The following is a 12,578-nucleotide window of genomic DNA, read 5'->3' on the forward strand; positions in this document are numbered from 1 at the left end:
GTGATCACCTTGAATCCCCTGCTGAAATTCTCAGCAGGTCAGTGGAACACCCTGGTCAATATTGGATTGGCACTTTGCGGTTTAGCTGGTCAAGATTGCATCGGCACCAACACACTCTTCTCAGACTCTGTCGTGAGCGGCCCCAAGGCCAAAATGGGCTGCTGGCCTGCGAATGCTTTGTTCACAAGCTCAGCGCCATCGCCGTTCAGACCTGATAGCAGGCGAATCCGCTCTGCAACGCCTTTCGTTGCCTCGAAGACCGCATGGAAATAGTTTTCGTCCAGCAACTCGGCGCGGCAGTAGTCCAGCACTTCCGCATGCACGATGCGACTTTCCAGCGCAGCCTTCAGTCGCCCCGCGCGGGCCCGCGCGGCATCGAGCGTTGTGGCCTTGTCGGCGTGCGCGACCTTGCCATCTTCGCGCACGTAGAAGCCGGAGAAGGCTAGGACGACGTTGAGTTCGTCGCGCCGCCATGCAAACGCCGCGGCGTCGCGGGCGTAGCTCACCGGGTTCATCGCGCGGTTGATAAACATGATGAGATGGTTGCCGAGCTGATGCTGGTTCTGCGCACCGGCCAGCGCATTGAACAGGCGCTTCCACTTGGTCATGCCAGGAGACGGATCTGCCACCTCGACCTCTTGCAGCAGCCGCTCGATCTGTGTTCCGCTCAAACCGCGCTCGGTATCGGCGAGGACGCGGCAGGCGGCCTCAAGGTGCTGCGAGCTGAAGGGTGGAATACGTGTCATGAGTTCTTTACCTTTCCGCCCCTCAGGCCCATTCAAGCACGGTGATGATCGCCTGCCCCTCCGTGCCAACCTCCACAAACAGGGCATGCTCATAGCCAAGCTGCTGCTTGTAGCCCTTAAGTTTCCGAAGGTCGATCTGTCGGTCAATGCGGCTCGTTGACTTCTTGAACTCCAAGACCAAATGGTTGTTTTTCGTTCCCCGCCGGTGAACGATCACATCTGGAAATACGGTCTTCGCCTCATCATCCTCGCTGTCCGGATAAAGCTCCAGATGTCCGAGCCGCTTTGGTTCGATACCATCGCGGTTGTATTCGCAATCTACGGTCCAATCAGGGAAATGCTGTTGGAGATACATCGCGAAGCGAAAAGTGATGGATCGTTCGTTAGCGTCGATGCCGAGCAAGTCATGGTCAGCGTCCAGTAGTTTGGACAACGCGCGTGCCACAGCCTTGCCTGGCTGATGATGGTTGAGATACTGAATTTGATCTTTGGACAATGCCATTGCCGTGCTCACCTACTGAAGACTCACGTCAAAGGACGCATGCACCAATCCAAACGTCGTCAAAATTTTCCGCCTGGCTTCGTCCAGTTCGTCGGCAACGCGATGCGTGAGGATGTACGTAGGGCAATTCGGCTGACCGCACCGGCAGCGACTTATCTCCCCATCCTTGAGACGGGTCACGAAGATGCGACGCAGGTCGTCGACTTGGCGAACCACCTTTGCAAGCACCGCTTGGATGCGTTGATCTCGAAGATGGTGAATAGAGGGGATGCGCCTGATGTCATCGCCCTCGCGCGTCCGCCACACGCCAGTGTTGAGCGCGCCAATAGTGTCTTCAATCGCCTGCTGAAAAGCGGGCAGAGAACTTTCCTGCTGAAATGGCGTGCGAAAGGCCGGCCGATCGAATACGGCCGCCATTAGTTGCAGTGCATCGGTATCCGATAGATCGGGGAAGTCGTCAACGAATTTTCGGATGTCCGTCTCGGCATCGGGAAACTCGGTTCCTTGGACAAAGCGATGCAGCAGGTATTCTGCGCGGAGCCGGATATTTTCCTCGAACTCAACACCCGACCAGATCGTCACATGGGCAACACCGAGCGAGGCTGCGGCTTCCTCGATCCGACCACGGCTCGTGTCCGAAACTGCTCCCCGAGAGACGATTTTGAAGGCATCTGGCGTCCCGCCTGCGGCCTTGACCGCTTTGGACATGTCGCCTTTGGCCTTCGCCAATGTCAGCGTGTCCCGGTTCGCGCATTGGATGATGGTCTTGCGAGCCGGCTGGTCATCGAACTGTTCGATGCCGGCAATGTCACGCCCTTGGTCGCCGCCAGATTGACCATGCCAAACCAGATCGCGCCAACCAGCACGCACATGGTATGCAAAGACAAGGCGCTCGAACTGGATGCCGCTGTAATCCTCAAAATGGATTGGAGAAACTGTCACCGTCGCCATGTCCCTGCCCTTTCCGTAGTTATCCATTCTTCAGTACGCCTCACTACGCCCCAACGAGTTTCACCGATAGCCAATGAAAGCCACCATTACTTCATGGTTTGCGGCATCAACACTCATGGAGTGCGATATGGAGAATACCCCGATACCCCAAATGGGCGGAGCCCAAGAATCCGCTAGCCCCGTAGCTGCTGCGCTGCCCGGCTCGGCCGCCTATGGGGAACTCCCACAGTTTCCGAAGTCCGGCGTTCTGCCCTTTCGCCGGACCATCCGCCGTCAGGAACTGCGGCAGATCGTTCCTCTGGCTGAAACGACCATCTATGAAATGGAGCGCCGCGGAGAATTCCCGCTTCGCTTCAATCTGACGCCTCGTTGCGTCGTGTGGGACCTGGCCGAAGTGGAAGCCTGGATCGAAGAACGCAAACAAGCCCCACGCGGAGGCAGCGCGAAACCGGATGTCCACCTACGAAAAACCCGCCCCGTTCGGGCGGGTTCGAGCGAAGGATGATGCGGGCAATGCCCCTCATCCGACCAGAGCCTGGAGTTCCTTGGACGCCGACCGCGGCAACCGCTGGCCCTCCTTCGCCACGTTGACCTGCAGGGCTACCCGCGCCACATCCAGCACGTCCTTGGCCAGCGAATAGCTGCCCTTGGCCTGCAACCAGGTCAGTACATCGGCCAGGTGCCAAATCGACGCACTGCCCTCGTGCACCGGTGCAGGAAAGCTGCCCGGATGCGCCAGCATGAGCTTGCGCATGTTCTGCCGGGAAACACCCACGATTTCGGCCACGTCGGTCAGCCCGACCAGATCGGGTGCGACTTCGATCAGCTTGGCCGCCGGTATGGCACTGCGTACGGCCGCCAACGCACTACGCACGGCAGCCTCCGCGTCGGCCGCCTCGCGGGTGAACTCCAGCGCCAGCCGTCCCGGCTGGCCTATGCCGACTAAGGCATCGTCGCAGCCGGCTTCGCCCAGGCGCTCAACCAGCACGTCCGGGTCGCGGTCGTCATCGGCAAGCTGGTACTTTAAGGTGAAGGTGTATTCCATCGCTATTCCTTGGCATCGTCACCAGCCTCGCGCTGCTTGCGATGCGTGGTGCAGTTGTCCACGACACGCCGCAAAGCGCGGGCGTGGTTGCCGGGGTTCTTTGGCGTACTCCAAATCGACGTGATGCAGAACTCGCCGCAGCGGCATTCCTCGTCGTTGTACGGGCAGTAAATCCGCCCCCAGGCATGGCTGCCGCCTATTTCGACGCGCCAGCCCTGCCCTTCGGCATGTCTGAGAGCTTCCTCAATCTCTTTCTTCGGATGAGACGAACGGGCCATCAGTGATCTCCAGTATGGGAATGATTGGATTGGTTGTCAAGTGACAACCAATCCACACTGTCAGACCGTTGCGCTCAACGTCGGAACGACGACGTTTTCCGGCATCAGCTTCGGCACATAGGCCTGTCCGTCGATCCAGGCATCGACCATGTTGGCCCACTCCTGCAGCATGTGACGCCGCTGCTCGGCGTACTCGGCCTTGTTATAGATCGAGCGCGAAGAACGTCCGTCCTCATGGGCCAGACACTTTTCGATCCAGTCGCGGTTGAAGCCGATTTCGTTGAGAAGCGTCGAGCCGGTGCGGCGCAGGTCATGGACGGTGAACGACTCCAACGGCAGGCCGGCGGCTTTGGCCCGTTCCGCCACGATCTGCGTGACACGGTTGAGGGTCGCATTCGACATGCAGCGGTCGGCGTCATAGCGCGACGGCAGCACGAACTTGGAGCCGGCCGCGCACGTGTGGAGTGCCACGAAGATGTCAAGGGCCTGGCGCGAGAGATAGACCACATGGGGATTGCGCCCCTTCATCCGCTGCTTTGGAATGGTCCAGGTCGCGTTCTCGAAATCAACCTCATCCCAGGTGGCTTGGATCAGCTCGCTCTTGCGCACCAGCGTCAGCAGGATCATGCGTAGCGCCAGCCGAATGGTCGGATAGGTCGCCACCGATTCCATCTGTCGCGCCATCAGACGGATCTCAAGCGGCGACAAGGCGCGATCCTTTGGCACGAAGGTCGCGATCGACGCAGCACCGACATCGGCGGCGGGGTTCTCCACCTTCTCGCCGTGCAGGATGGCGAAGGCATAGACTTGCTTCACGATGTCGCGGATGTGCACCGCGGTGGCAGGTGCCCCGCGCTCCTTCACCTTGTTGCACAACGCTCGCAGGTCGTCGGAGGTAATTTCGTTGAGCTGGCGGTTCTCGAAAGCCGGCAAGATGTCCCGATCGACGATGCTCTTGCGCATCGCCTTGGTGCTGTCGGCCATCCGGGCGCCGGCCAGCCACTTCTCGGTCATCTCGCCGAATGTCTTGGCAGCGGTCAGGCGGCGCTTCTCGCGCTGCTTCTCCAGCGCGGGGGACTTGCCCTGAGCGACGGCCTTTTTGGCGTCGATCAGCTTTTCACGGGCAAGAGCTAGCGAAATACCGGCAGGCCCATAGCGGCCGATGGTGAGGGTTTCGCGGCGTCCGTTGAGACGGTAGTCGTAGCGGAAGGTGACGGTACCAGTAGGCGATACCGTTACGTACATCCCATCGCGGTCTGAAGCCTTATAAATCTTGGACTTAGGCTTGAGATTGCGCAGTGCTGTGTCGGTAAGCATCGAGGTTTTTCTCCTGTTTCGTGACGGCTTTTACCGTCAGGGGCCAGGAGACCTGCTGATGCCGGGAAAGCCGCATAAAACAAGCTTTCCCGAGGAGACCTTTACCGTCAAAGACGGTTTTGGTCTGGATAGTGAACGGGACGGTCTTAATCCGGCCCTCAGTTCTTACCGCCAGTTCCACCGCCAACCTGTTCTGTTGACCGGCGAAAGCCACCGATAGCTGTCGTGACGTATATTCTTTTAAATCAACACGTTACGGCAGTTGTTCGATAGCCTGCGATAGTCCCCGAAGGACCTGATTTCACTCCCACTCTATTGTAAACAAGACATTTTTATCTTTTATATTCAATGGCTTATTTTCCTGCTAATTGGTAATACCATGAAAAATACCATGCTCAGAAAAGGCTTAACAATATTTTGAAAAATTGCCTACTGAGCGCTGCCGCACAGCTCCATAGGCCGCTTTCCTGGCTTTGCTTCCAGATGTATGCTCTTCTGCTCCTGCAGCTAATGGATCACCGCAAACAGGTTACTCGCCTGGGGATTCCCTTTCGACCCGAGCATCCGTATGAGACTCATGCTCGATTATTATTATTATAGAAGCCCCCATGAATAAATCGCTCATCATTTTCGGCATCGTCAACATAACCTCGGACAGTTTCTCCGATGGAGGCCGGTATCTGGCGCCAGACGCAGCCATTGCGCAGGCGCGTAAGCTGATGGCCGAGGGGGCAGATGTGATCGACCTCGGTCCGGCATCCAGCAATCCCGACGCCGCGCCTGTTTCGTCCGACACAGAAATCGCGCGTATCGCGCCGGTGCTGGACGCGCTCAAGGCAGATGGCATTCCCGTCTCGCTCGACAGTTATCAACCCGCGACGCAAGCCTATGCCTTGTCGCGTGGTGTGGCCTATCTCAATGATATTCGCGGTTTTCCAGACGCTGCGTTCTATCCGCAATTGGCGAAATCATCTGCCAAACTCGTCGTTATGCATTCGGTGCAAGACGGGCAGGCAGATCGGCGCGAGGCACCCGCTGGCGACATCATGGATCACATTGCGGCGTTCTTTGACGCGCGCATCGCGGCGCTGACGGGTGCCGGTATCAAACGCAACCGCCTTGTCCTTGATCCCGGCATGGGGTTTTTTCTGGGGGCTGCTCCCGAAACCTCGCTCTCGGTGCTGGCGCGGTTCGATGAATTGCGGCTGCGCTTCGATTTGCCGGTGCTTCTGTCTGTTTCGCGCAAATCCTTTCTGCGCGCGCTCACAGGCCGTGGTCCGGGGGATGTCGGGGCCGCGACACTCGCTGCAGAGCTTGCCGCCGCCGCAGGTGGAGCTGACTTCATCCGCACACACGAGCCGCGCCCCTTGCGCGACGGGCTGGCGGTATTGGCGGCGCTGAAAGAAACCGCAAGAATTCGTTAACTGCACATTCGGGATATTTCTCTATATTCGCGGTTCAGCAGGCATGTCCCCTTTGAGGGCGACCCGACGACAGGATAATCGACCTTATGGTGCGCAAATATTTCGGCACAGACGGTATTCGTGGCAAAGCCAACGAAGGCGCGATGACGGCGGAAACCGCCTTGCGCGTCGGCATGGCGGCTGGCCGTGTCTTTCGTCGCGGTGACCACCGCCATCGTGTCGTGATCGGCAAGGATACGCGCCTGTCGGGCTATATGCTTGAACCCGCGCTCACAGCCGGTTTCACCTCGATGGGCATGGACGTATTCCTTTTTGGCCCGCTGCCGACAACGTATAGGAAGAATAAACGCCCTTTTCACCCAAGTCCAACAGCTTTGGACCGCAGTTGACTCTTTCGACACCCCTGCGATGCAACCCAATCCGGCTGACGGGGAGCCAGCAACGCTGAAAATTTACCCTCCTCTTTCCCACTAGCGGCTCCTTTTCCGACAACCAGCACGGCGGATCCCTGCCGCGGCGCTGTGAACGCAGCATTTTGATTGGTATCGTTGGCCTTCAGGCTCGTCAGTCAAACAGACCCAGGAGCAGCTCAGCCGGTGGCGCCCGGCTTTCGGGTAACGCCCTGGTCCCGCTGGTTTCGGCTTTGTGCTTCAGGTGATCAAGGATCTGCTTGATCACTATAGGGTCTTCAATGCAGGCGATGACTTTCATGGCGCCGCCGCAGCCGCTGCAGGTCTCGATGTCGATATTGAAAACACGCTTGAGCCGTTGCGCCCATGTCATCGACGCTCGCCGTTGTGCTGGTGTTGCCGGTTCATCAGCCACCCTGACCTTGTTGCCCCTGCCCCGTTTTGCCGGCGTGACCAACGCCCGGTGCCGACTGTTGGGTGCGAACACCCCGTGGAAGCGGGTTAGGTTGACTCTGGGCTTCGGTACCAGGGCGGCCAGCCTTGCAATGAAATCCAATGGTTCGAAAATGACGTGCGTGGTGCCGTCCCGGTACGGCGTCTTGAGCTGGTAGCGCACGTTGCCGCCTCGTGTTAACGACAGCCGCTTCTCGGATACCGCCGGGCGGCTGATGTACCGGCACAGCCGTTCGAGCTTCTTGCGTTCATCGGCCCTGGCCGCCACGCCGGCGTGCAGGCTGGACCCGGCTACCTTGCCAATCCCGTCACCGAACGGATCACCACTGGTCGGCAGAGTTTGCAAAGTGAACACCTTTCGCCCCGCCTGTGAACCGACAGCGATACGGTAAGTGATCGAGTGCCCCAGCAGGGGTGTCATCGGGTCGTCATCCACCGCATCCGAGGCCAGATAGCTGTTTTCGACATCCCGTTCCAGCAGGCCTTGCCGTTCCAGATAGCGACCCACCCGGTGGGCGATGGTGTGCGTCAGCTGGGTGAGCTCTGGGCTGGTCGGCGCCTTGACCCAGCGGAAACGCGCTGAGCCGTGGGATTGCTCGACATACACACCGTCGAGAAACAGCATGTGGAAGTGAACATTCAGATTGAGCGCCGATCCAAAACGCTGGATCAGGGTGACCGCGCCCGTCTTGGCCACTTGGTGGGTATGGCCCGCTTTCTTGACCAGGTGCGTGGCAATGACGCGGTAAACGATGCCCAGCACCCACCCCATGATCTCGGGCCGGCTGGCAAACAGGAAACGCAGCTGAAACGGGAAGCTCAACACCCACTGACGCATGGGTTGTTCAGGCAGTACTTCATCAACCAGCAAGGCGGCACTTTCGGCCATCCGCCGCGCCCCACAGCTCGGGCAGAAACCGCGACGCTTACAGCTGAAAGCGACCAGGTGCTCGGCGTGGCAAGACTCGCAGCGAACCCGTAGAAAGCCATGCTCCAGCCGCCCGCATTGGAGAAATTCTTCAAATTCCCGTTGCACATAGCCCGGCAATTCCTTTCCCTGCTCTGCCATAAGCGCAGCGAATGCCGGGTAATACTCGTCAACGATCTGATAGAGAAGGGTTTGCTCGGGTCGGTGGCTCTGGTAACGACCAGTATCCCGATCCCGGCTGGCCGTCCTGGCCGCCACATGAGGCATGTTCCGCGTCCTTGCAATACTGTGTTTACATACAGTCTATCGCTTAGCGGAAAGTTCTTTTACCCTCAGCCGAAATGCCTGCCGTTGCTAGACATTGCCAGCCAGTGCCCGTCACTCCCACTCGATTGTAAACAAGCACACAAAACCCTTTAGTGACAACAATTTGCAAGAACTATCAGGCTCAGTGCCATGAAAAATACCATGACCAGATCATGAGGTTGAACACGGCTTGCGCCGGCAGCGTTCACGCTCCTGGTCGGCGATCTCGCCCGGCTGCAATGCTAGCTCAGCATCGGTCATGCGCTCCAGCACGTCGCGTAGGCGGATGGTGCAAGGAATGGGCGGCAGCTCGAACTCATAGCCGCCGGCGATCATTTCGGCCGCAATCTCCTCGGTGATGAAAAACGGCTCGTCGTCTTGGTTCGGCTTCTTCATGCCCTTTCCTCCTGGCGCTCATCCTGGCCGACAGCGGCCAGGGCATCGGCTTCCGTCAATGCGTCCTCCACGAACGCGCCGTGCTGCTTCGCTTCGGCCTGGCTGACCTCGGCCCATATCCGTTTCACCTGGGCCGCACTGTACCCGGCCAGCTCGGCGGTCTTGTTGATGCTGTAGCCGGACTTGCGCAGCGCGACAACTTGGGCGCGGCGCTTCGGATCAGCACGGCGGCCCTTGTACCGCCCGGCCTGGCGGGCCAACTCAATGCCTTGGCGCTGGCGTTCGCGCCTGTCCTCGTAGTCGTCGCGGGCCATCTGCAAGGCCAGGCGAAAAAGCATGATCTGCACGGCTTCCAGCACGATCTTGGCGACGCCCTGGGCCTCGGCCGCCAGGTCGGATAGATCGACCACGCCAGGGACGGCCAGGCGTGCGCCTTTGGCCTGTATCGAGGCCACCAGGCGCTCGGCCTCGGGCAAAGGTAGGCGGCTGATGCGGTCGATCTTCTCGGCAATGACCACCTCGCCGGGCTGTAGGTCGCCGATCATGCGCAGCAGCTCAGGCCGGTCGGCGCGTGCGCCGGATGCCTTCTCACGGTAGATGCCGGCGACGTAGTAGCCGGCGGCCTTCGCGGCCGTAGTGATCGCCTCTTGGCGTTCCAAGTCCTGCGCGTCGGTGCTGACGCGCAGATAGACCCGCGCCACCATCGGCGCGGCTACTGGCTTCGTCCTGCGCATACTTGCGGGCTCCTTTGGGCATACTCAAATGCACCCATCTTAAACTGGCAGGCCAATTTATCACATATCGATCTAAATGCGCCTAGCTCATTTTTACAGCTTAAATGAGCTATTGAGCACACTCCATATTTCGACTATTATTGAAACATGGAAACGATAAATGCTGTAGCCGCCCTGGCGGCCATCGCTCAAGAATCGCGCCTCGCGGTGTTCCGGCTTCTCGTCCAGGCCGGCCCCGCCGGCATGGCCGCCGGAAAAATCAGCGAAGCGGCCGGCATCCCGCCGTCTTCGCTATCCTTCCACCTGAAAGAGCTGGCACACGCCGGCATGGTCACGTCGCGGCAAGAAGGCCGATTTGTGATCTACGAGGCGAACTTTTCGACGGCCACTAACCTGGTGGCCTTTCTCACGGAAAACTGCTGCGGCGGCCAGGTGTGCAACCTGTCTTGCACCACGGAAGCCGGGAAGGTGTTGGCATGAGACTTCGCCATCTTTCCGACCCCGATTCTTTGCCCGCTTTGGACAAATCCTTTGCCATCGAGCGCCCGGCGCTCGGGCTGGCACCCGACGCCCCGCCGGTGCGTATCCTGCTGCTGTATGGCTCGCTGCGCGCCCGCTCGTTCTCACGGCTGGCCGTCGAGGAAGCGGCCCGGCTGCTGCAATTCTTTGGCGCAGAAACACGCATCTTCGACCCGTCCGATTTGCCGTTGCCCGATCAAGTGCAAAGCGACGATCACCCGGCCGTCAAGGAGCTGCGCGCCCTGTCCGAGTGGTCAGAGGGACAAGTCTGGTGCAGCCCGGAACGCCACGGTCAGATTACCAGTGTCATGAAGGCGCAGATTGACCATCTGCCGCTTGAAATGGCCGGCATCCGGCCGACCCAAGGCCGCACCCTGGCCGTGATGCAGGTATCCGGCGGCTCGCAGAGCTTCAACGCCGTGAACACCTTGCGTCTGCTCGGCCGCTGGATGCGAATGTTCACCATTCCGAACCAGTCGAGTATCGCCAAAGCGTTCCAAGAGTTCGACGCGGCGGGCCGCATGAAGCCCTCGCCGTACTACGACCGAATAGCCGATGTGATGGAAGAACTGGTGCGCTTCACGGCGCTGGTACGGCCGCACCGTGAAGCACTGACAGACCGCTATTCCGAACGGAAAGCGGCCGGCCACGTCATCGACGAGGCCACCGATCTTTCATCCATCGCCATTGCTCCCCAGCCACTACCAGAAAGCGAAACATCATGACCGAAAGAATCTATAACGTCCTCATCCTCTGCACCGGCAATTCGGCGCGCAGCATCATGGCCGAAGCTCTCATCAACACGATGGGGCAAGGGCGCTTCCGCGCCTACAGCGCCGGCAGTCACCCAACCGGCAAGGTCAATCCCTTCGCCGTCGAAAAGGTGGAGTCGGTGAATTACCCGACCGAGAATCTGCGCAGCAAGAGCTGGGACGAGTACGCCACGCCCGACGCACCGAAGATGGACTTCATCATCACCGTCTGCGACAACGCCGCCGGCGAAATGTGTCCGGTGTGGCCTGGTCAGCCGATCTCGGCGCATTGGGGATTTGAAGACCCGGCCGCCGTCGAAGGCACTGACGCCGAGAAGCGCCGGGCCTTCGAACAAACCTTCCGGCACATGATGAACCGCGTCCGCCTGTTCGTGAATCTGCCTCTCAAAATGCTTGACCAGACGGCCATCAAGCGCGAGCTGGCGAACATCGGCAAGACCGAGCAGGAAGCATGAGCGCCGGCGCACAGGCCATCGCCGCGAAGCCGCGCCAGGCCCCGATGAGCGGCTTCGAGCGTTACCTGACGCTGTGGGTGGCCCTGTGCATCGTCGCCGGTGTTGCGCTCGGCCAGGGCCTTCCTGACGTGTTCCAGGCCATAGGCCGCATGGAAGTGGCCCAGGTCAATTTGCCGGTGGGCCTGCTGATTTGGGTAATGATCGTCCCGATGCTGGTCAAGATCGACTTCGGGGCGCTGCACCAGGTCAAAGAGCATTGGCGCGGCATCGGCGTCACGCTGTTCGTGAATTGGGCCGTCAAGCCATTCTCGATGGCCCTGCTGGGGTGGCTGTTCATCCGACAAGTGTTCGCTCCGTTCCTGCCGGCCGATCAACTGGACAGCTACATCGCGGGCTTGATCTTGCTGGCCGCCGCGCCCTGCACGGCAATGGTGTTCGTGTGGAGCCGCCTTACCAACGGCGACCCGCTTTTCACGCTCTCGCAAGTGGCTCTGAACGACGCCATCATGATCGTGGCCTTCGCGCCCATCGTCGGCCTGCTGCTGGGCATGTCCTCGATCTCGGTGCCTTGGGACACGCTGCTGATTTCGGTCGTGCTCTACATCATCGTGCCGGTGATCCTGGCGCAGCTCTTGCGGCGGCATCTGCTCAAGCAAGGACAGGCCGCCTTTGAACGGGCCATGCAGAAGATCGGGCCGTGGTCGATGGCCGCGCTGCTGCTGACGTTGGTTCTACTGTTCGCCTTCCAGGGCGAGGCCATCATCCGGCAGCCGTTAGTGATCGCCATGCTAGCCGTGCCGATCTTGATTCAAGTGTTCTTCAATTCCGGGTTAGCCTACTGGCTGAACAAGCGGGCGGGGGAAAAGCACTCTGTCGCCTGTCCTTCGGCCCTGATCGGTGCCAGCAACTTCTTCGAGCTGGCCGTGGCGGCCGCCATCAGCTTGTTCGGTCTGCACTCCGGCGCTGCATTGGCAACCGTGGTCGGCGTCCTGGTCGAAGTGCCGGTGATGCTGCTGGTCGTGCGCGTGGTGAATCGCTCGAAGAGCTGGTACGAACGAGGTTGAACATGAGTAGGAAAAAACTGAGGAAATGATTGCAGATTGCCGCGCCGGCCGCTTCCTGGCGCATTCGATCACTGACCTGGAACACCTAGTATCCATGCTTGCTGAGGTCGCCCGATGACAGACCCAAAGAACCTAGAGAACAGGCTGCATGAGAAGGCCGACCCGGCCCGCGCCGTTTCCACTGGTCGGGTGCGCTACACACTGGCCGAACTACTGGCCGACGCGGAAGCATCCGGGGCTTACCCGCTGCCGCCGGAGGAACGCGAATGGATGGATG

The 12,578-nt window shown here is 59.8% G+C and carries 15 protein-coding genes and 1 pseudogene; 7 read left to right on the plus strand and 9 right to left on the minus strand.

Annotation, left to right across the window (positions count from 1 at the left end; genetic code table 11):
* Positions 1-89: 89 nt before the first annotated feature.
* Genes AT699_RS16995 through AT699_RS17005 form a run of 3 tightly spaced genes read right to left on the minus strand, consistent with a single transcriptional unit; the run spans position 90 to position 2,226 of the window.
* Positions 90-746 carry a TIGR02391 family protein gene (locus AT699_RS16995; RefSeq protein ID WP_024069233.1) on the minus strand — a complete coding sequence of 219 codons (657 nt, stop codon included), beginning with the start codon at positions 744-746 and terminating at the stop codon, positions 90-92.
* Between the two features lie 22 nt (positions 747-768).
* Positions 769-1,248 carry a hypothetical protein gene (locus AT699_RS17000; protein WP_058207605.1) on the minus strand — a complete coding sequence of 160 codons (480 nt, stop codon included), beginning with the start codon at positions 1,246-1,248 and terminating at the stop codon, positions 769-771.
* A 12-nt stretch (positions 1,249-1,260) separates the two neighbouring features.
* A complete protein-coding gene (locus AT699_RS17005) occupies positions 1,261-2,226 on the minus strand; it encodes a hypothetical protein (protein ID WP_232254220.1) in 966 nt (321 codons plus the stop codon).
* A 124-nt stretch (positions 2,227-2,350) separates the two neighbouring features.
* Here AT699_RS17005 and AT699_RS31030 point away from each other — a divergent pair, with 124 nt between their 5' ends.
* Positions 2,351-2,704 carry a helix-turn-helix transcriptional regulator gene (locus tag AT699_RS31030; RefSeq protein ID WP_232254286.1) on the plus strand — a complete coding sequence of 118 codons (354 nt, stop codon included), beginning with the start codon at positions 2,351-2,353 and terminating at the stop codon, positions 2,702-2,704.
* A 15-nt stretch (positions 2,705-2,719) separates the two neighbouring features.
* On the opposite strand, the gene AT699_RS17015 is transcribed toward AT699_RS31030, so the two are convergent.
* From AT699_RS17015 to AT699_RS17025, 3 genes are read right to left on the minus strand one after another with little or no spacing between them, the layout of a single operon-like run.
* Entirely contained in the window at positions 2,720-3,244 is a 525-nt protein-coding gene (locus AT699_RS17015) for a helix-turn-helix transcriptional regulator (protein WP_024069234.1), read from the minus strand.
* A 2-nt stretch (positions 3,245-3,246) separates the two neighbouring features.
* Positions 3,247-3,522, minus strand: a complete 276-nt coding sequence (locus AT699_RS17020; RefSeq protein WP_024069235.1) for a hypothetical protein — start codon at positions 3,520-3,522, stop codon at positions 3,247-3,249.
* A gap of 60 nt (positions 3,523-3,582) precedes the next feature.
* Positions 3,583-4,839: a tyrosine-type recombinase/integrase gene (locus tag AT699_RS17025; protein WP_024069236.1), complete on the minus strand. Its 1,257-nt coding sequence runs from the start codon at positions 4,837-4,839 to the stop codon at positions 3,583-3,585.
* A 608-nt stretch (positions 4,840-5,447) separates the two neighbouring features.
* On the opposite strand from AT699_RS17025, the gene sul2 reads away from it, so the two are divergent.
* Together sul2 and glmM are read left to right on the plus strand one after the other, a co-directional pair.
* Entirely contained in the window at positions 5,448-6,263 is an 816-nt protein-coding gene (gene sul2 / locus AT699_RS17030) for a sulfonamide-resistant dihydropteroate synthase Sul2 (RefSeq protein ID WP_001043260.1), read from the plus strand.
* 86 nt (positions 6,264-6,349) lie between these two features.
* Positions 6,350-6,592: pseudogene (gene glmM / locus AT699_RS31045) on the plus strand (phosphoglucosamine mutase); the annotation flags it as partial.
* A gap of 235 nt (positions 6,593-6,827) precedes the next feature.
* On the opposite strand, the gene AT699_RS17035 reads toward glmM, so the two are convergent.
* The 3 genes from AT699_RS17035 to AT699_RS17045 form a co-directional block, all read right to left on the minus strand.
* On the minus strand, positions 6,828-8,321 hold the full coding sequence (locus AT699_RS17035; RefSeq protein ID WP_001120888.1) for an IS91-like element ISCR2 family transposase: 1,494 nt from the start codon (positions 8,319-8,321) through the stop codon (positions 6,828-6,830).
* Positions 8,322-8,531: 210 nt separating this feature from the next.
* On the minus strand, positions 8,532-8,756 hold the full coding sequence (locus AT699_RS17040; RefSeq protein WP_000743213.1) for a hypothetical protein: 225 nt from the start codon (positions 8,754-8,756) through the stop codon (positions 8,532-8,534).
* Positions 8,753-9,490, minus strand: coding sequence for a recombinase family protein (locus AT699_RS17045; RefSeq protein ID WP_001366550.1), 738 nt, complete (start codon positions 9,488-9,490; stop codon positions 8,753-8,755). Before AT699_RS17045 ends, AT699_RS17040 begins: the two co-directional genes overlap by 4 nt.
* Before the next feature lie 147 nt (positions 9,491-9,637).
* Between AT699_RS17045 and AT699_RS17050 the strand changes: the two genes are divergently transcribed.
* The 4 genes from AT699_RS17050 to arsB are packed head-to-tail and all read left to right on the plus strand — an operon-like array spanning position 9,638 to position 12,301.
* Complete coding sequence (locus AT699_RS17050) at positions 9,638-9,970, plus strand: ArsR/SmtB family transcription factor (RefSeq protein ID WP_000447876.1); 333 nt, start codon at positions 9,638-9,640, stop codon at positions 9,968-9,970.
* On the plus strand, positions 9,967-10,734 hold the full coding sequence (arsH, locus tag AT699_RS17055) for an arsenical resistance protein ArsH (RefSeq protein WP_001239389.1): 768 nt from the start codon (positions 9,967-9,969) through the stop codon (positions 10,732-10,734). The genes AT699_RS17050 and arsH overlap by 4 nt, the downstream gene beginning before the upstream one ends.
* Positions 10,731-11,237, plus strand: coding sequence for an arsenate reductase ArsC (locus tag AT699_RS17060; protein ID WP_000140066.1), 507 nt, complete (start codon positions 10,731-10,733; stop codon positions 11,235-11,237). Before arsH ends, AT699_RS17060 begins: the two co-directional genes overlap by 4 nt.
* Positions 11,234-12,301, plus strand: coding sequence for an ACR3 family arsenite efflux transporter (gene arsB, locus AT699_RS17065; protein ID WP_001272375.1), 1,068 nt, complete (start codon positions 11,234-11,236; stop codon positions 12,299-12,301). Before AT699_RS17060 ends, arsB begins: the two co-directional genes overlap by 4 nt.
* The last annotated feature ends 277 nt before the right edge of the window (positions 12,302-12,578 follow it).

The organism is Achromobacter xylosoxidans (assembly GCF_001457475.1).
GTDB lineage: Bacteria > Pseudomonadota > Gammaproteobacteria > Burkholderiales > Burkholderiaceae_B > Achromobacter > Achromobacter xylosoxidans.